At 64.3% G+C, this 18,217-nt stretch carries 16 protein-coding genes; 6 read left to right on the top strand and 10 right to left on the bottom strand.

Going from position 1 to position 18,217, the window contains the following annotated elements; all coding sequences use genetic code 11:
• Window positions 1–346: 346 nt before the first annotated feature.
• Window positions 347–1,774 (bottom strand): M23 family metallopeptidase, encoded by a 1,428-nt coding sequence (locus HBN54_RS23960; protein WP_168672770.1) that lies wholly within the window; start codon window positions 1,772–1,774, stop codon window positions 347–349.
• A 54-nt stretch (window positions 1,775–1,828) separates the two neighbouring features.
• Here HBN54_RS23960 and HBN54_RS08470 point away from each other — a divergent pair, with 54 nt between their 5' ends.
• The 3 genes from HBN54_RS08470 (at window position 1,829) to HBN54_RS08460 (ending at window position 4,871) form a co-directional block, all read left to right on the top strand.
• On the top strand, window positions 1,829–2,680 hold the full coding sequence (locus tag HBN54_RS08470; protein ID WP_168672769.1) for a hydroxymethylglutaryl-CoA lyase: 852 nt from the start codon (window positions 1,829–1,831) through the stop codon (window positions 2,678–2,680).
• 12 nt (window positions 2,681–2,692) lie between these two features.
• Window positions 2,693–3,436 (top strand): (Fe-S)-binding protein, encoded by a 744-nt coding sequence (locus HBN54_RS08465; protein ID WP_168672768.1) that lies wholly within the window; start codon window positions 2,693–2,695, stop codon window positions 3,434–3,436.
• A gap of 178 nt (window positions 3,437–3,614) precedes the next feature.
• Window positions 3,615–4,871 carry an O-antigen ligase family protein gene (locus HBN54_RS08460; protein WP_168672767.1) on the top strand — a complete coding sequence of 419 codons (1,257 nt, stop codon included), beginning with the start codon at window positions 3,615–3,617 and terminating at the stop codon, window positions 4,869–4,871.
• Between the two features lie 24 nt (window positions 4,872–4,895).
• Here HBN54_RS08460 and dapA read toward each other — a convergent pair whose 3' ends face one another.
• A complete protein-coding gene (gene dapA / locus HBN54_RS08455) occupies window positions 4,896–5,780 on the bottom strand; it encodes a 4-hydroxy-tetrahydrodipicolinate synthase (RefSeq protein ID WP_168672766.1) in 885 nt (294 codons plus the stop codon).
• 134 nt (window positions 5,781–5,914) lie between these two features.
• On the opposite strand from dapA, the gene HBN54_RS08450 reads away from it, so the two are divergent.
• A complete protein-coding gene (locus tag HBN54_RS08450; RefSeq protein ID WP_235955450.1) occupies window positions 5,915–6,838 on the top strand; it encodes a polysaccharide deacetylase family protein in 924 nt (307 codons plus the stop codon).
• Window positions 6,839–6,920: 82 nt separating this feature from the next.
• Here HBN54_RS08450 and HBN54_RS08445 read toward each other — a convergent pair whose 3' ends face one another.
• From HBN54_RS08445 to HBN54_RS08420, 6 genes are all read right to left on the bottom strand, one after another.
• Window positions 6,921–7,442 (bottom strand): hypothetical protein, encoded by a 522-nt coding sequence (locus tag HBN54_RS08445; RefSeq protein ID WP_168672765.1) that lies wholly within the window; start codon window positions 7,440–7,442, stop codon window positions 6,921–6,923.
• Window positions 7,443–7,578: 136 nt separating this feature from the next.
• Window positions 7,579–9,690 (bottom strand): NAD-dependent DNA ligase LigA, encoded by a 2,112-nt coding sequence (gene ligA, locus HBN54_RS08440; RefSeq protein WP_168672764.1) that lies wholly within the window; start codon window positions 9,688–9,690, stop codon window positions 7,579–7,581.
• 159 nt (window positions 9,691–9,849) lie between these two features.
• Entirely contained in the window at window positions 9,850–10,461 is a 612-nt protein-coding gene (locus HBN54_RS08435; protein WP_168672763.1) for a DUF4920 domain-containing protein, read from the bottom strand.
• A gap of 91 nt (window positions 10,462–10,552) precedes the next feature.
• On the bottom strand, window positions 10,553–11,173 hold the full coding sequence (locus HBN54_RS08430) for a hypothetical protein (protein WP_168672762.1): 621 nt from the start codon (window positions 11,171–11,173) through the stop codon (window positions 10,553–10,555).
• A gap of 157 nt (window positions 11,174–11,330) precedes the next feature.
• A complete protein-coding gene (locus tag HBN54_RS08425; protein ID WP_168672761.1) occupies window positions 11,331–12,083 on the bottom strand; it encodes a hypothetical protein in 753 nt (250 codons plus the stop codon).
• Complete coding sequence (locus tag HBN54_RS08420; RefSeq protein ID WP_168672760.1) at window positions 12,080–13,948, bottom strand: S8 family serine peptidase; 1,869 nt, start codon at window positions 13,946–13,948, stop codon at window positions 12,080–12,082. The genes HBN54_RS08425 and HBN54_RS08420 overlap by 4 nt, the downstream gene beginning before the upstream one ends.
• Before the next feature lie 95 nt (window positions 13,949–14,043).
• On the opposite strand from HBN54_RS08420, the gene HBN54_RS08415 reads away from it, so the two are divergent.
• Window positions 14,044–14,886 carry an OmpA family protein gene (locus HBN54_RS08415; protein WP_168672759.1) on the top strand — a complete coding sequence of 281 codons (843 nt, stop codon included), beginning with the start codon at window positions 14,044–14,046 and terminating at the stop codon, window positions 14,884–14,886.
• Window positions 14,887–15,061: 175 nt separating this feature from the next.
• Here HBN54_RS08415 and HBN54_RS08410 read toward each other — a convergent pair whose 3' ends face one another.
• Window positions 15,062–16,504 (bottom strand): M20/M25/M40 family metallo-hydrolase, encoded by a 1,443-nt coding sequence (locus tag HBN54_RS08410; RefSeq protein ID WP_210427985.1) that lies wholly within the window; start codon window positions 16,502–16,504, stop codon window positions 15,062–15,064.
• 216 nt (window positions 16,505–16,720) lie between these two features.
• On the bottom strand, window positions 16,721–17,335 hold the full coding sequence (locus HBN54_RS08405) for a phosphoglycerate mutase family protein (protein WP_168672758.1): 615 nt from the start codon (window positions 17,333–17,335) through the stop codon (window positions 16,721–16,723).
• A 177-nt stretch (window positions 17,336–17,512) separates the two neighbouring features.
• Here HBN54_RS08405 and HBN54_RS08400 point away from each other — a divergent pair, with 177 nt between their 5' ends.
• On the top strand, window positions 17,513–18,193 hold the full coding sequence (locus HBN54_RS08400) for a response regulator transcription factor (RefSeq protein ID WP_168672757.1): 681 nt from the start codon (window positions 17,513–17,515) through the stop codon (window positions 18,191–18,193).
• Window positions 18,194–18,217: the final 24 nt, after the last annotated feature.

The raw sequence follows: 18,217 nt of genomic DNA, 5'->3' as shown, positions 1-18,217 counted from the left end.
CGGGGCGTAATCCTGCGTACAGCCTCTCCAATCGCATTTATTGATTCTTGCTCAATGCCCTTCCCTGCTTTCCGCTTCCTCGGCGCGGCGGCCTGCCTGCTCTTTATTTCGGCCCCTGCCCAGGCGCAGCCCTCGGCAGATACCAGGCGCTTCCCCCGCGTATCCGACCTCGCCGACCTCAACTTTGAGCCCAGCAGCCGGCCGCCACCTGCTGCCAGCCATGACCGTCCCTTCGGCCTGCGCAAAGGCTACTCCCCACCACCCGCCGGGCTATTTCATTGGCAGGGAATGGCCGGGCCGGACGCCCGCCCGGCAGCAGCCAACCACCAGGCCATCAACTCCGAAGCTAAAGAATGGCCCAGCCGATTTCGCCCTGCGGGCCGCGCAGCAGGCTATATCGGGCCGCCTGCCCCAACACCACCACAGGAGTACGGGCCGCCAGCGCCCCCCAAGCCGGCGCGGCGCGCTCCGGCCCCACCAGCAGCTCGGTAGCCACGGGTAGCGACAGCCGGCGCAGGGGCGCGGCCATTGCCGCTTCCACGGCCTTAGCGGTCACGTAGCCAATCTGGCCGGTGGGGGTTTGCACCCGTAGTACGGCTCCTTGCTGGCCGAGTATCAGCAAGGGCAGCTGTTTCGAAGCTTGTATTAGCTGTTGAATAGCAGTATTTTGGCTGGATTCCGGTGAGGAACGGAGCACGGCTGCCGTCCGCAGCCGCACGAACTCGCCCCGGCGGTCGGGGCCGGTGGGGGCGCTGGCGGGCCGGCCGGCCCGGCGCACAAACGGCAGCGGGTCGAGCGCCCCCTGACCACTGCGATAGATGCCGAAATGCAGGTGCGGCACGGTGGTCCGGGCGTTGCCGGTGTTGCCCACCAGGCCCAGCGTGTCGCCAGCGCGCACGTGCTGGCCGGGCACCACCAGCTGCTTATCAAGGTGGGCATAGTAGAGGTGTTCGCCGTGCTCGGCATCGGCCAGCCACACCACGCGGCCGCCCAGCGTGGTTTCGCCGGTGCGGCTGATATAGCCCGCCGTGGCGGCCACGGCGGGCGTGCCGCGCGGGGCAAAAATATCGATGCCCTCGTGGCGGCGGGCTCCACCATCGCGGTCGGCACCCCAGAAGCTGCCGGCGGCGGCATCGCTGCGGCCCATCACCGGGAAGATGCTCAGGCTGGGCTCGCGGCTCAGGCGCAGGGTGTAGCGGCCGGCGGCCAGCAGCTCAGGCTGCACGCGCAGCAGGTGCTGGCCACTGGTTTCGGCCCGGTAGCGGAAGTCGAGCGTGAGCGTATCGGCATTGGCCAGGGGGGCGGGGGCGCGGCCGGGCACCATCTCAAACGCATCCAGAAACACGCGGGCATTGGTGCCCGGGGCCAGGGCAAGGCTGACGTGCACCTGCTCGCCGGCCTGCACGGCGTAGCGGTAGCTGGCGGCGGCGGGGCGCTCGGGGCGGAAATAGCCGGTTTCAGCAAAGGGCAGGGTGACTACCAGCGAGTCGCGCAGGGCCTGAGCGGCGGCCGCGAGCCAGGCGCGGCCCGCCGGACGCTGGTCGAGGCCCGCCTGGTGCAGCTGGCGGGCGTAGGCCTGGTGCGGGGTCGATTTTTGAAACAGCGCCTGCAGGGACTGCTGCTTACTGCAGCCGGCGCTGAAAAGCAGGGCGGCCCCGAACAGCAGGAGCCATAAGAATCCGAAGAGTGGCCGGGCAAACGGCCGCTCCGGGTAGAAAACCAACTTATTGTGCATGCCTCCCAACACGGCCGTCCGGCGGGTAGTTCGGCCCACAGCGGCGCGGGCTGCTACCTTTGGGGCATTCACCCTGCCCCCTCACCCCTGCCCATGAAGCTTATTGAATGCCCCCGCGATGCCATGCAGGGCCTGCCCGACTTCATTCCCACGGCCACCAAAACGGCCTACCTCAACACGCTGCTGCAAGTGGGGTTTGATACGCTGGACTTTGGCTCCTTTGTTTCGCCCAAAGCCATTCCGCAGCTGCGCGACACGGCCGAAGTGCTGGCCGGCCTCGACCTGAGCGCCACCCGCACCAAGCTGCTGGCCATTGTGGCCAACCTGCGTGGGGCCGAAACGGCCCTGCAACACCCCGAAATCAGCTACCTCGGCTTTCCGCTCTCGGTATCGGAAACCTTCCAGCGGCGCAACACCAACCAGAGCCCGGCCGAAGCCCTGGCCGACGTGGCCGCCATGCACGAGCGCTGCGAGCAGCACGGCAAAACCCTGGTTACCTACCTTTCTATGGGTTTCGGCAACCCTTACGGCGATGCCTGGAACCCGGAAATCGTGACCGATTTCACGGCGCGGCTGGCGGCGCTGGGCGTCCGCATCGTGGCCCTATCCGATACCATCGGAGCCTCCACAGCGACCACTATCGAGCCGCTCTTTTCGGCCCTGATTCCGGCCTTCCCGGCCATTGAGTTCGGGGCGCACCTGCACACCACTCCTACCACCTGGCGCGAGAAAGTGGCTGCCGCCTACGCGGCCGGCTGTCGCCGCTTCGACGGGGCCATTGGCGGCATTGGCGGCTGCCCCATGGCCACCGATGAGCTGACGGGCAACATGGCTACCGAGAATTTATTGGCTTTTCTAGCCGAAAAGGGAGTAGATTCGGGACTGAACGCGACGGCGTTCGGGCAGGCCCGGGCGGCGGCGGGCCAGGTTTTTGGGTTTCACTAATACTTTGTGCTGATGCCGACTACCGTCGATATTTTCATCCCCTGCTTCGTCGACCAGCTTTACCCAGCCACGGCCATGCACATGGTGCGCGTGCTGGAACGGGTGGGCGTAGAAGTCAACTACAACCCCAACCAAACCTGCTGCGGTCAGCCGGCCTACAACGCCGGCTACGTAGACCAGAGCCGCGCCGTGGCCGATAAGTTCCTGGCCGATTTTGCCGCCCCAGCTACCGATACCCAGCGCTACATCGTGAGTCCGTCGGCCTCGTGCGTGGGCATGGTGCGCAACAGCTACAACGATTTGTATGCCGGCCAACCCGGGCGCGCCGCCTGCCAGGCCGTGCAGGGCCGCGTGTACGAGCTAACCGAATTCCTGGTGGATGTACTAGGAATCACGGCCATACCCGGCGCGCGCCTGGATGGCAAGTACACTTACCACGACTCCTGCTCGGGCCTGCGCGAGTGCCACATCCGGGCGCAGCCGCGCCAGCTGCTGGACGCGGTGGCCGGCCTGGAGCGCCTCGAAATGGCCGAAACCACCACCTGCTGCGGCTTCGGCGGCACATTTGCGGTGAAGTTCGAAGCTATTTCCGTGGCCATGGCCCAGCAAAAAGTGGAGCACGCCCTCGACACCGGGGCCGATTTCATCGTGAGCACCGACGTGAGCTGCCTCATGCACCTCGAATCTTATATTAAAAAGGAGAAGCTGCCGTTGAAGTGCCTGCACGTGGCCGACGTGCTGGCCAGCGGCTGGTAGCAGTGAGCAGTGAGCAGTGAGCAGTGAGCAGTGAGCAGTGAGCAGTGAGCAAAAGAACGGTCATGCAGCGCGCAGCGAAGCATCTTTACCGCAGTAGTAATTCAATCGACGCAAAAAAGCCGTAAAGCTGCTTCGCTGCGCTCTGCATGACGTACTTACGTTATGCTCCACCACCCAAATGTCATTCGTGCAGCATTATTTATCCGGCCGGCTCTCGCAGTATCTGCTGCTGCTGGCTTGTCTGGCGGGCATTGCGGGCCTGCTAGCTTCCCGGGCACTTACTGCGATTGCGCCCATCGTGGGCGTGGTAGCGGCCCTGGCCAACCCGCAGCTGCGGCGCGCCATCCCCGGCTATTTCCGAAATGGGGCCGCAATGCGGGCGGCAGCCGTAGTGGTTTTTCTGCTGATTAGTGGCTTATACACCTCTGATTTGCTGGTGTGGCGGCACGAATTATTCCGCGACCTCACCTGGCTGGCAGTGCCGCTGGCCTTCACGCTGGCCGTGCCCCTCACGCGGGGGCAGCGCCTGGCGGTGGGCAGCGGGTTTGTGCTGAGCGTGGCCGCCGTGGGACTGACTACCCTGGTGCAATATTGGCAAGACTACACGGCGGCCAATGAGGACATCCTTTTGGGGCGGAACATGCCGGTAGCCACCCACATTTTTCACATCACTTTTGGGGTGATGCTGGCCCTGGGGGCCTTCTGGGGCATGCTGCTGCGGCGGCACGAGCTGGCGCGCCCGTGGCTGCGGGCGGCCCTGCTGGGGGCGGCGGCCGTGGCGGCGCTCACGCTGCACATACTGGCCTACCGCACCGGGCTACTGGTATTTTACGCGGCCCTGCTGGCGGTGGTGGTGCGCCTGCTCATGCGCCGCAATCTGGTGCTGGGCCTGGCGCTGCTCGTGCTGCTGCTAGTGGGCCCGTGGGCGGCCTACCGAGGGCTCGATTCGGTGCGCAAACGGGTAGATTCGTCCTTCTGGGACGTGGGGCAGCTCACGAATGAGCATGATATCAACGAAACTTCCCTGTCGCGGCGCCTGGTCGCTCTCGAAACCGCCCGGCAGGTTATCGTGCAGCACTGGCTGGTGGGCGTCGCTCCGGCCGATGCCCACGCCGCCATGATGTACCAATACGACTGGCAGGGCTTCGGCCTGCGGCCCGAAAACCGTATTGAGGTGCACAACCAGTTCCTGCAGGCCATGGTGGGCGGCGGCGTGCTGGGCCTGGCCCTGCTGCTGGCGGTAATGTTCTGGCCGCTTACCCGGCCCTGGGCGCGGCGGCAGCCGGCCATCGGGCTTTTCCTGTTGATGCAGGCTACGAGCATGCTGGTGGATGCGCCGCTGGACCTGCAGCTGGGCCTGAACCTGTTCGTGTTCGGCTACGGCTTCCTGATAGTGGCCGGCGAGCGCCAGGCCACCCAGGAGCTGGCAGCCTAGCGCTTTCGGCTTTGCCGGGGTGCCCTACAGCGCCTTCCGAATCCGGTCTTTCAGGCCCTCGGTGGCTTCGAGCAGCGGCAGGCGCACGGCCGCGCCGCACACGCCCAGGGCTTCGAGCACGGCTTTCACGCCCACGGGGTTGCTTTCCTCATACATCATCGGGTTGAGGGGCAGCAGGTGAAACAGGCCTTCGCGGGCGGCAGCAAAATCGCCGGCCAGCGCGGCGCGGGTGAGCTCGGCAAAGCGCTTGGGGTAGGCATTGGCCATTACCGAAATGATGCCTTCGCCGCCGCAGGCAATGATGGCGGGCGTGAGCATGTCATCGCCCGAAATCAGCAGGAAATCCTTCGGCTTGTTGGCCGCGATGACCAGGCACTGCTCCATAAAGCCGCTGGCTTCCTTGATGCCGATGATGTTGGGGTGCTGGGCCAGGCGCAGCGTGGTTTCGGCGGTGAGGTTGGAAGCCGTGCGGCCGGGCACGTTGTAGAGGATAATGGGCAGCGGGCTGGCGTCGGCCAGGCGGGTGTAGTGGGCAATGATGCCGGCCTGGCTGGGCTTGTTGTAGGCGGGGCTGGCCGACAGGATGGCGGCCACGCCGCTGAGGTCGGTGGTGCGCAGGGATTCTTCGGCGGCGGCCGTGTCGTTGCTGCCAATGCCGTAGACGAGCGGCACGCGGCCGGCCACGTGCTCCTTGGCCACGCACAGCAGCTCGGTTTTCTCGTCGGCCGTGGTGGTGGGCGACTCGCCGGTGGTGCCGTTCACCACGAGGTAATCGACCCCGCCATCAATGCAGAAATCAAGCAGGCGGCGCCAGCCATCGTAATCTACGGCCTGTTCCGGGGTGAATGGGGTGACTAGGGCCACGCCCGTACCATGAAACGCGGGCAGAAGGGAAACGGATTTGTTCATGCCGGGAGTTTGAGCGTTAGTTTTGTGGGCTGCAAAAGTAGCAGATAGGTCCGCTTTGCGCGGGTCTTTTGTTCGCTCGTCCTTATTCATCACCCATTCCCCCGGTTGCGAAGCCCGGCTTCGCGCGTGTTTCAATGAAATTTTCCTCTGCTTCCCTCCTGCTGGGTGCCCTTGCCATGGCCGCCTGCGACACTAAAACCGCCACCACCGGTGAAACGGCCAACAGCAGCGTCACCGTAGAGGCTGCCCCCACCGATGCCGCCGCCGCCGAAACGTCTGGCACTCGGGCCACCGCCACCGACGAGGCCAATGCCACGCCCGCCCCGGCCCCCGGCAGCATTCCGGCCAGCAAAACCGGCGACGCGGCCGCCATTCTGGCCCGCCCGCAGGTGCCCATTCTGTGCTACCACCAGATTCGCGACTGGACGGCCCGCGACTCGAAAGGTGCCAAGGACTACATCACGCCCATTGCCACGTTCAAGGCCCATATCAAGATGCTGGCCGACTCGGGCTACCACACCATCTCGCCCGACCAGCTCTACGCCTACATGACCACCGGAGCCAAGCTGCCGAGCAAGCCCGTGATGCTCACCTTCGATGACACCGACCTCGACCAGTTCACCATTGCCCGGCCCACGCTGGAGCAGTACGGCTACAAGGCCATGTACTTCGTGATGACCGTGAGCCTGGGCCGCCCCCACTACATGACCAAGGCCATGGTGAAGCAGCTCTCCGACGAAGGCAACGTCATCGGCTCGCACACCTGGGACCACCACAACGTGAAGAAATACCAGGGCAAGGACTGGGAAACCCAAATCGACAAGCCCACCAAGACGCTGGAAGAAATCACAGGCAAGAAAATCACCTACTTCGCCTACCCCTTCGGCCTCTGGAACACCCAGGCCTTCCCCGAGCTGAAAAAGCGCGGCTTCGTGGCTGCCTTCTCGCTGGCCGAAAAGCGCGACCAGCAGGACCCGCTCTTCACCATCCGCCGCATCATCGCCAGCGGCTACTGGACTCCCAAAACGCTGCGCAACAACATCGTGCAGTCGTTTTAATCCGATTGCTGCCAAGCAAAAAAGTCCCCACTGCAATTGCAGCGGGGACTTTTTGTTTGGTAGCAATTGGGGGGGGGGAATATTACGGGGCTTTCACGCCGCCAGTACCGCTGGCGGCGGGCGGCATGCCCGGCGGCACCTGGTGCACCACCACCACGAAGGGAAACTCGCCCTTCATCTGACTGTAAATGGTGGCCTCAAAGTCTGGCCCCTGGTAGCGCACGGCTTCGCAGCTGGGGCAGGTCACGGGCTGAGCCGTGAGCTTGCGGCTTTTAAGTTCACGGCCCAGGTCGCGCACGCAGCTGGCCTGGGTGGTTTTCAGTACTACGTCCTGGCCGGGGCGCTGGGCGCGCAGCTGCAGGCGGGCCGTGGGCGTGGTGCTGCCGGCGGGCACATACGTCCAGGCGGCCTCGCGCACGGTGGCCGTGGGGCCCATATACGTCCACTCAAAGGTGAGGTGGTCCGTCACCACTTTGGGGGTTGCGAGGGCGGTGGGCTCGGCCCCGATGGCCAGCAGGTCGGCCAGGGCGATGCACTGCGCCTGCAACGCAGGGGCCCATAGGGCCTGGCCAATCAGAAATGCAAAAAGGAGGAATGCGCGCATGGATGGGAAAATGGAGGTCAAAGGTCGGGATTTCAGTCCATAGACAAAAACTTAGCCGAACTATTTGCGCAGAACTTAATAAATCTTCAACGTTTCTCGCCTTTTCCTCCATTATCGGAATATTCCAGCGGCACACCTAGAATAGGTTGCCCTGCTGGCCCGGCCCCGGCATAACGGGCGCAGGCAGCACGGCGGCGGCAGCTTCGGCGGGCGCACCGGCATCGGCGGCGGGCAGCATGCCCATCAGGTCGGTTTCGGAGATGATGGGTACTTTGAAGCCCAGGGCTTTTTCACGCTTGGCGGGGCCCATGTTGTCACCGGCCACCAGGTAGCTCAGTTTTTTGCTGATGGAACCCGTGATTTTGCCGCCGTTGGACGTGATGAGGTGCTGCAGCTCCTCGCGGCTGTGCTGCTCAAACACCCCCGAGATAACGAACGTGAGGCCGGCCAGCCGGTCGGAAGCAGGCACGGGCGCTTCGCCGGTCACTTCCAGCTGCACGCCGGCCTGGCGCAGGCGTTCCACCAGCGCGCGGTTTTCGGATTGCTGAAACCAGTGCGCGGCGGCCACGGCAATCACGCCGCCCACTTCGGGCACGGCGGCCATTTCTTCGGCGGTGGCGGCCATCAGGGAGTCGATGCTGCGGTAGTGGGCGGCCAGCTTCTGGGCCACGGTTTCGCCCACATAGCGAATGCCCATGCCGAACAGCACGCGCGGAAATGGCACCTGTTTGCTGGCCTCGATGCCGGCAATGAGGTTGTCGATGCTCTTTTCGCCGAGGCGCTCCAGCGTCACCAGCTCGGGCCGGCGGGCGGGCAGGTCGTAGATGTCGGCGGGGGTGCGCACCATTTCCAGGTCGAAGAGTCGGCCCACTGTTTCAGCCCCGAGGCCGTCGATATTCAGCGCTTTGCGGCTCACGTAATGCTCCAGGCGGGCCTTGAGTTGGGGCGGGCAGCCGCGCTCGTTGGGGCAGCGAAAATGGGCCTCGCCCTCGGGCCGCACCAGCGGCGTGCCGCAGGCCGGGCACGCCGTGGGGTATTGGATGGGCACGGCATCGGCGGGCCGGGCGGTGAGGTCCACACCCGTGATTTTGGGAATGATTTCGCCGCCCTTTTCCACGTACACCAGGTCGCCAAGGCGCAGGTCGAGCAGCTCTATCTGGTTGGCGTTGTGCAGGGTGGCGCGCTTTACCACGGTGCCGGCCAGCGGCACGGGCGTGAGCACGGCCACGGGCGTGACGGCCCCGGTACGACCCACGTTGTAGAGCACGTCGTTGAGGCGGGTGCGGGCGGCCTCGGCGGGGTACTTGTAGGCAATGGCCCAGCGCGGGCTTTTGGCCGTGTAGCCCAGCTGGTCCTGCTGGCGCAGGTCATCTACTTTGATGACGATGCCATCGGTGGCCACGGGCAGGTCGAAGCGCTTTTTGGCCCAGTAGTGCACAAAATCAAGCACTTCATCAATTGTGGAAGCCCGCCGCCAGGTATCCGACACCGGTAAGCCGTACTGGCTCAGGGCTTCGAGGGCGGCGCTGTGGCTGGCGAAGTGCCGGCCCGGTGTGAGCAGCGAGTAGGCATAAAAGCGCAGCTTGCGGGCCGCCACCTGGGCCGAATTCTGGAGCTTGAGGGTACCGCTGGCGGCGTTGCGGGGGTTGGCCAGCAGGGCTTCGCCGTTCTGCTCGCGCTCGGCGTTTAGCTCCTCAAACACCGGCAGCGGCAGGAATACCTCGCCGCGCACCTCAAAGTCTTCGGGCTGGTCGGAGCCGGGGCGCAGGGCCAGCGGCAGGGTTTTGATGGTACGTACGTTGGCCGTTACCACATCGCCACGGGTGCCGTCGCCACGGGTCACGCCCTGGGTGAGCTGGCCGTGCTCGTAGCGCAGGCTCATGGCTACGCCGTCGATTTTCAGCTCACAGACGTAAGTGTACGGCGCACCCTCCAGCCCTTTTTGCACCCGCTCATCAAATTCGCGCAAGTCGTCTTCCGAGTACGTGTTGCCCAGGCTGAGCATGGGGAAGCGGTGCACCGATGTAGGAAACTGCTTGGTGATGGTGCCGCCCACGCGGCGGGTGGGCGAGTTGGGCAGAGCCAGGTCGGGGTGTGCGGTTTCGAGCTGCTGCAGCTCAGCTAATAGCATGTCGAATCCCTGGTCGGAAATTTCCGAGATATCGAGCTGGTAATACTGGTGATTGAGGTGGTGCAGCTGCTCGTTGAGGGCCTGAATGCGGTGCTGAATGGCGGGAGTATCGGGCATGGCGGGAGTATAGCGTCGGTAAGAGGCCACAAAAAAACGTCATGCTGAGCGAAGTCGAAGCATCTCTACCGCGATAGTAAATAGATTACTTGTGCGGTAGAGATGCTTCGACTTCGCTCAGCATGACGTGGTATGTATTCCGGTTGCTGGCGAGTGATGTTAGTTCTGCACCAGCACGCCATCGGCCAGAAAATTCAGCTCCTGCCGGGGCTGGGTGATAGCGGCAATTTCTGGCTCGGGCTTGCCGGCGTCGCGCAGGTAATGCTGCTGCTCGGCCACGCTCACGGTCTGACGGTGCGCCCAGCCGCTCACTACTACGGTATGGCCGCTGAGGTCTTTGGGCACGAAAAAGGCGTAATCGCGGAAGCTTACGCGCATGTCCTGGCCGTCGGCGGTGGGCAGGGTCATCCAGCAGCCTTTGGCCTGGCACACGGCGGTGGCTTTGCCCACCAGTTTCACCTGGGCCGAATCGCGGCTGCCCAGGGCGGTGGCCAGGGCGCTCATGGGCAAGGCACCGGCGGGCGTGATGACCGAACCGTAGTTCTGGCCGGGGGCGGCCGGGGCAATGCTGGTGTTGCCGGGCGTCTCGCCATCTTCTTCCTCGCCGTCGGCATTGGCACCCGCGCCTTTGGGCACTTCAGAATCGTGGCCGTTCACTTCCTGCTGGCCCTGGGGCAACGGCAGCACGGGGTTGATGGGGGCCGAAGGAACAAATTTCAACAGGAGCAGAATGGCGACCAATACGCCAGCGAAAGAGAGCAGGAATTTCATGATTCAAAAACAGGAAGTGGAATCGAATGTATGGCGACCGGGCTAATTGGCCTGGCCATCAACTTAAGGTTGAACATTAACCAGATACGGGCTACTGGCTGATGACTACGGCCTTGCGCAGCTTGCGGGCATAGGCCATGCGGCGCTCGGACCCGCCCGCGCCGGGATAGTCAAAGCCCACGGTGGTGGGGTCTTCGCGCAGGGCCGACCAGGTTTTGGCGTCTACCTCGGCGGGCTGCTCGGTACCGGGCGGAATGGCCGGCTGCATGAAATGGGTATCGGCAAAGAAGTTATTCATGCCCTGCAAAATGGCGATTTCCTGTTCGCGCACGCTCGCCGACTGCGGGTCGGCTATGTCGGTGTGGCTGAGCAGAGCGCGGGCGGGCAGCACTTCGTGGCGCAGGGTATCGCCGGTGCTGCTGGTCACGATGAGGTGGGCCTGGGCCGTGAGCACGCGGGGGCCGCGCAGCTGCAAAATGAAATTATCCCGGGTGGCCGGGTCCGAAAACGAGTGGGTGGCACTCACAGTATTGAGCACCGTTTTGCCGCTCACGCGCACACGGCTGCCGGCGGGCGGCGGCGTATACGTGGAGCGCGGGTCGGTGGAGGAGCTGCTTACTTCGCGCTCGGTGCTTACGCAGGAGGCCAGTTGCAGCGTGAGCCCGGCGGCCAGCAGAACTTGGGCAGAAAGTCGAAAGTATTTAGTTTTCATAAAAGATAAAGCGAGGCCAAAGGAAGGCTCAGTGCACGAAGGTAAGGAGAGTAATGAGGCCGATACTATATAAAAAACCTGCCGGCCCAGGGGAGCCAGCCCGGGGATTTTACGGCAAAAGCCCAACAATGGGTTTGAACCCGGCCCACTGGCCCACTCAGAACAAGCCTACTTCAACCCCCAGCATCCAGCGGGGCAGCTCGGGCAAGGCCCCGTAGCCGGACGCAAACACCGGCGAGAGCCGGTAGCGGGCCGTGAGGGCATAGCGGTCGACGCCCACGCGCGCCCCAACCAACCCTGACCAGCGGCGCAAATAAGGCAGGCCCCGCTCGGTGGTTTCGACGGAGGCGATGCCCGGCGCGGGGTCGTCTTCGGTGGTGTGGGAGGTGGCGGCCACCCAGCCGCCACCGGCCAGCAGGTCGACGTAGCGACCCACGGCGTTGCCCCGACGGCCGTAGTTCAGCCGCAGGCTGAGCTCGGAATACAGCTGGTGCAGGGCAAGGCTTTCGCTGCGATGCTGGGTAAAAGCCGGCACGAGTTTCTGGCCGTTTTGGGCCAGGTTGTAGCGCTGGTAGGCATAGCCCAAGTCGGCATTGAACGCCAGCGCCTGGCTGAGGCGAACCTTGAGCCGCCCCCCGGCGCGCAGCTCCGCCGAGCCCAGCCCGTAGCGCACGGCCGCGCCGGTACCCGCCGGGCCGGCCAGCAGCCCATAGCCAAAATAAGCGTGTCCGAAATAGCGCCGATTGGGGCCGAAAGTCGTTTTCACGGTGTCATCGGCCACGTTGGCCTGCACCAGCACCTGCTGGGCACGGGCAGCGGGCAGGGCCCCGGCCAGCAGGCCCAGCAGCAGCAGCCCCCGGCACCTGGCACCGGCCGGCCTCCATTGCCTGTTCAGTTCTGCAGGTTTCATTCCTCTGAAAATGTGGCCGTGTAGCCTTTGAAATAAACGCGTAGCACGTTGCCCCCGCCCAGGAGGCGGCGCGGCACCTGCACCACCAGCCGCTGCGTCACGGCGCGGGTTTCGTAGCGACGCAGCACGCCGCGCCGGTCCGCCAGGTTCCAGTAGAGGTAGGCCGGGTAGCTGGGCTCGGGCAGCGGCGCGGGGCTGGGGCCCACGGGCTGCTCGCGGCCTACGTGCGGGACGTTGTCGGCGGGGCTTTTCGCTTCCGGGGCGGGCAGGGCAGCGGGGAGCATGGGCTCGCTCTGGTCGGCCATGAGCGGAAGGATTTCGGCGGGCCGCAGGGCGGCTTCGGGACGAATAACGACGGCAATCAGGCTGTCATGGGGCACAAAATCGAACGTGGGCCCGGCCGCAACCGCCGGCACCGAAAGCGCAAAGTGCGCGAAGCGGGGCCGCCCGTAGCCGTGGGCATAGTCGAAATATGGGTACAGCTCCGCCGATTTTTCGAGCCCCCGAAACACCTGCATGGCCGTGAGCTCCCGGTGCTGCTGCCACAGGCAGGCCGCGAAGCCCGCCACCAGCGGCGAGGCAAAGGATGTGCCCTCCAGCCGCTCGTAGCCGCCGCCCGGCGTGGTGGTGAGCACAATGCCGAACGCCGCCAGGTTGGGCTTCGGACGGCGGTCGGCGGTGGGGCCGTAGGAGCTGAAAGCGACGTGCAGGCCGGTTTCGGGGTCGAGGCCGCCAATGGCCAGCGCCGAGTCGGCATCGGCGGGCGTGCCGATGCGGACCCAGTCGTCGTCGCCGTCGTTGCCGGCGGCGCTCACCACCAGCACCCCCTTGCGGGCGGCCAGGTTGGCGGCGCGGGCAATGAGGCTACGGTGCCCGTCCATCTGCTCGGGGAAATAGCGCTGCTCGGTGTAGGCCAGCGAGGAATTGATGATGTCGGCCCCGAGGCGGTCGGCCCATTCCACGGCGGCCAGCCAGGCCTCCTCCTCGGCGTAGCGCTCGCGGTGCAACTGCTCGGTGCGGGCCAGCAGGTACTCGGCATCGGGCGCGAGGCCCAGGGCCGGGCCCGACGTGCCCCCGGGACCACCGGGCAGGCGGCCGGCCAGGCAGCCCATCACCTCGGTGCCGTGGCTGCCGCCGATAAATACATCATCGCGGTTGCGCAGAAAGTCGTGGGTGGCCACGATGCGCTTGCCCGCCACCAGTTCCCGAAACGCCGGGTGCTCGGGCAGCCCCCGAAAGCCCACATCGAACACGGCAATGCGCATGCCCTGCCCGGCCATCCCGGCCGCTCGCAGCGCGGCCCCGTCGAGGTAGGCCGTTTGGCGGCGGGCCAGCAGGTAGTCGTTGGCGGAAATGGGTTTGGGCGCGCTGGTAGGTTGGTAGCGTACTGGTTTGGTTGCCTGATGAGCGGCGGCTTCAGCGGTGCGCTGCGGCCACGCTTCGACGTTGGCCACGCCGGGCAGTGCCCGGAGCGCGGCGGCCTGGGCCGGAGTGGCCCGGCAGGCCACGGCATTGAACCAGCGGCTGACCAGCGTCACGGTATCGACCCGCGCCGCGATGGCGGCCACGTAATCGGCCCGCACGGGCAGGTCGGTGGCGTCAAAAGCCGGCAGGTGCTGGCGGACGCGGCGGGCCTGCGCAGCGGGTGAAAAATAGTGCTTCGGACTAAAACGGACGCCCGCCTTATCGGCCAGCGATACCCAGTAGCGCGCAGGAGCTTGCTGATTTACGGGCAATGCACTCCCAGACTGCCCCTGCGCAGCACTTGGACCGGCCGCGCCCAGCAGGGCCAGGGCCAGTCCGGTGGCCCGGCACGCCGGCCCCATGCGCTTCCAAACGGTGGTAAGTAGAGGAGAAACGTGCATAGAATTTCGCCAAAGGTAACCCCTGCGGGTGGGCTCCGTTTTAAGGCTGGACCATTTCGAGGTCTAATTGACTTCTTTACTTCTCTTTCACGCTTATGAATTTCCGCCTCCTCCCCACCCTGCTGCTAGGTGCCACGCTGCTGGCACTGCCCGGCTGCAACCAAAAAGAAATTGCCGCCCTGCAACAGCAGAACTCCGACCTCACCAAATCGCGCGACCAACTCGCGCTGGAAAAAAATGCCCTGGCCTCGGCCAAAGCCCGCAACGAGGATGAGCTGCGCAACTCGATTCTCAACAAAAACCAGCAGGTTAGCCAGCTGAACCAGAATCTGGGCGATGCCGAAACGGACATCAAAAACAAGAATGCCGACCTGCAAAGCAAGGAGGCCGACCTGCAAAACAAAAACGCCCGCATCGCGGACCTACAAAATGCTCTCGCCCAGAAAGATGCCGCTACCAAAGCCCTCCGCCAGCGCGTTTCGGATGCCCTGCTGGGCTTCAATGCCCAGGACTTGCAGGTGAGCGTGAAAAACGGCAAGGTGTACGTGTCGCTTTCCGAGCAGCTGCTCTTCAAATCGGGCTCGACCAAAGTTGACCCCAAAGGCCAGGATGCCCTGCGCAAGCTGGCCACTGCCCTCAAAGACAACAAGGACGTGAACGTGCTGGTTGAAGGCCACACCGACAACGTGCCTATCAAAGGCACCACCGCCAGCGGGGCCAAGGACAACTGGGACCTGAGCGTGATGCGGGCCACGGAAATCACCCGCCTGCTCACCACGGCCGGCATGGACCCCGCCCAGGTTACGCCATCGGGCCGCTCGATGTACATGCCCGTGGTGGCCAACGACTCCCCCGCCAACAAGGCCCTGAACCGCCGCACCGACATCATCCTCACGCCCAAGCTGGATGAGCTGTTCTCGATTCTGGGCCAAAACTAAATCACTGATTTTCGCGGATTAACCGTGATTTCGCTGATTTTTTTTCCGTAGAAACGGCCCCACCTGCTTGCGCGGGTGGGGCCGTTCTGTTTCGTAGCAGGCTTGTGTTCGGAATAGCCGGGAAACCCCGTTAACGAATCAGCGAAATCACGGTTAATCCACGAAAATCAGTGATTTAGAGGCCGTACTTGCTCAGCAGGTAAATCAGCGATGCCATGCTGGCCCCGCCCAGCTCCAGCTCGCGGCGGTTCACTTTGTCGAAGGTGTCGGCGGCGGTGTGGTGGATGTCGAAGTAGCGCTGCGAGTCGCACTTGTAGCCGATAAGGGCTTTGGGATGCACGGCGGCTTGCAGGGGTTCAATGTCGGTACCGGAGTGGCCGGCCGTTACGTCGGCGGCGTGGTAGGGTCGCAGCAGCGGGGCGAAGCGGGCCAGCTTGGCCACCGTGGCGGGGTCGCCCTCCACGGTGAAGCCGCGCGGCGTGAACCCGCCCCCGTCCGACTCGATGGCGGCGAGGTGGGTTTCCTGGTTCTGGGCCGCCAGGCGGGCGTATTCGTTGCCGCCCCGGGTGCCGTTTTCTTCGTTCATGAAGAGCACTGCGCGTACCGTGCGCTCGGGCTTGAAGCCGGCGGCTTTCAGTAAGCGCAGGGCCTCGATGCTTTGCACGCAGCCGGTGCCGTCGTCGTGGGCGCCCTGGGCCAGGTCCCAGGAATCGAGGTGGCCGCCCACGGTGATGATTTCCTGCGGGAATTTGCTGCCCTTGATTTCGCCCACCACGTTGTAGCTTTTTTCGTCGGACAGGGTGATGCACTCCATTTCCAGCTCAAACTGCAGGTCGGGGTTGGCCTTGAGGAGTTGGCTGAGCCGGTCGGCGGCGTTGGTGCTGAGGGCCGCGCCGGGCACCTTGGCCACGCCCTCGGCGTAGCGCATGGTGCCGGTGTGCGGGTTATCGTCGCGGGCGCTGGTCATGGAGCGCACCAGGGCCCCCACGGCCCCGCGCTTGGCGGCTTCGATGGCCCCGTTGGCGCGCTGGTCCACGGCCCCGCCGTAGGCCGCGCCCGGCTCGATGAGAGCATCGTTGAAGGGCCGGTTGTAGAATATGAACTTGCCTTTCACGGCCGCTTCGGGCAGATTTTTCACTTCTTCCAGGCTGTGCACTTCTATCACACCAGCCTTCAGCTTGCCGCCGGTGCTCACCGAGCCGCCCAGGGCGCACACCGGCACCCGCACGCCTTTGTCCTTATTCCCAATGATTTCGCCGCGCTCCTTGCTGCCGCGTACCCAATGCGGCACCATTACCTCCTGCAGGTACACGCGGTCGAACCCGGCTTTTTCCATGGTGGCCTTGCCCCAGTCCACGGCCTGCTGGGCCTGCGGCGAGCCCGACAGGCGCGGCCCGATGGTGCCGGTGAGGTAGCGCAGGTTGTCGTAGCTCTCGCCGCGCAGCAAGGCTTCGTCGAAGATTTTGCGCAGGGCCAGCGAGTCGGTCTGGTCGGTTTTGACTGAAGCAACGGGCGCGGGCGTGCCCTTGGCTTTTTTGCGCGACTGGGCCTCAGCCGGGGCGTTGATAACCAATAGCGTGCCGGCCAAAACCAGCATTTTTTTTACGTAACAAGGCATAGAGCGACAAGCTGAAATCCGCGACCGTAGTGGCCGGGCGTGGGCGAAAGTACGGCGGCGGGCCATTGCGGCGTTGGCCCCGGCCAGCAGCAGGCCGGGAGCTGCCGGAGCAGCTACTGGTGCAGGGCCTCAAAAGATAAAGCCGCCGCCCCTCACGCAGAGCGGTGAGAAGCGGCGGCCTTGGGCATCTTTACCGGCTTTGGTAAGCCGCAGCGGCTACTTCATGGGTGCAGTCTGAACCATGGGTGCAGACTTGCCTGGTTTGGGGCTCTGCCGGCGCTCGGGGCCATAGCCACGCACGTCGACGGTGGGCATGGCCCCTTCTACCACGCGCACGGTAAAGAGGTATTCGTAGTCATTTTCGCCGATTTCATCTACCGGCGGGGTGGCTCCGAAATCATCAATCAGCGAGAGCACATTGTTGGAATGCCCCACGATAACCACCGATTTGCCGGCGTATTCTTTCAGGATGCGGTCGGTCAGGTCACGGCCGCGGCGAGGGTCGTATACCTGGGGCTCCAGCTTCAGGGCCTCGGCCAGGGGGGCCAGGGTGGCGCGGGTGCGCTTGGTTTCGGTGGTGAAGAGGGCCACCGGGTTGTGGCTCATCAGGGTTTTGCGCAGGGCCAGGGCGCGGGTCTGGCCCAGGGCTGAGAGCGTGGGGTCGGTGCGGTCGGTGGTCGTATCTTTTTCGGCGTGGCGCACAATGTACACCGTCGTGACAATGGGCTTGGCCTTGGATTTGGATTTGGCCGGAGCCTGGGCCGCAGCACTGTTGACCAGCGCGACCAGAGCAGCCAGCAGCAGCGGCCAGAATGGGAAGCGGTATTTCATCGGAAAAGCAGGAAGAAAGCGTGGAAGGATATTATGGGGGCAAGATACGCCGCAAAGTTTGAGGGGGTAGGGATAGTTGGCCGGGGCTGGAGTGAAAACCTTCCTTCATGCGCCGTTCAGATGCGCATGTCGTATGTTGTACCCGAAAGCCTCACCCGTTACTCTCTTTTTTGCCCCATGCACGTTCTGCTCATCGAAGACGAAAAAAGCCTGCACCAGGAAATGCGGCAGTTTTTGCTGCAAGCCCAGTACCTGGTCGATTCGGCCTACACCTACGCCGAGGCCTCGGAAAAGCTCTACGTGAGCAGCTACGACTTCGTGCTGCTCGACCTGGGCCTGCCCGGCGGCGATGGCCTGGACCTGCTCCGGGAAGCCCGCCTGAATGAAAACCAGGAGGCCTCGTTCATCATCCTCACCGCGCGCGGCGCTCTCGATGACCGCATTCACGGCCTCGACCTCGGGGCCGACGACTACCTGCCCAAGCCGTTCTCGCTGCTGGAGCTCACCAGCCGCATGCAGGCCATCACGCGCCGCAAGTTCAACCTGAAACGCCCGGAAATCACCTTCGGCCAGGGATTTAGCATGGACCCCAACGCCCGCATCGTGCGGCACGGCGGCCAGGAAGTGCCCCTCACCAAAAAGGAGTTCGACCTGCTGCACTACCTGCTGCTGCACCGGGGCCGCGTGCTCACGCGCCTGCAGCTGGGCGAGCACCTGTGGGGCAACGTGCTCGAAGACGATTCCGACTCGAACTACATCGACGTGCATATTAAAAATGTGCGCAAGAAGCTGGCCCAGTTCGCCTCCGCCGACTTTCTGGAAACGGTACGCGGCATTGGCTACCGGGCGGCGGAGTAGTTTTCATTTAACATTTATCAATTA

It is taken from the genome of Hymenobacter artigasi (assembly GCF_012275535.1).
Taxonomy (GTDB): domain Bacteria; phylum Bacteroidota; class Bacteroidia; order Cytophagales; family Hymenobacteraceae; genus Hymenobacter; species Hymenobacter artigasi.
The sequence above is the reverse complement of the archived record's forward strand: the minus strand, read 5'-3'. Positions and strand labels throughout refer to the sequence as shown.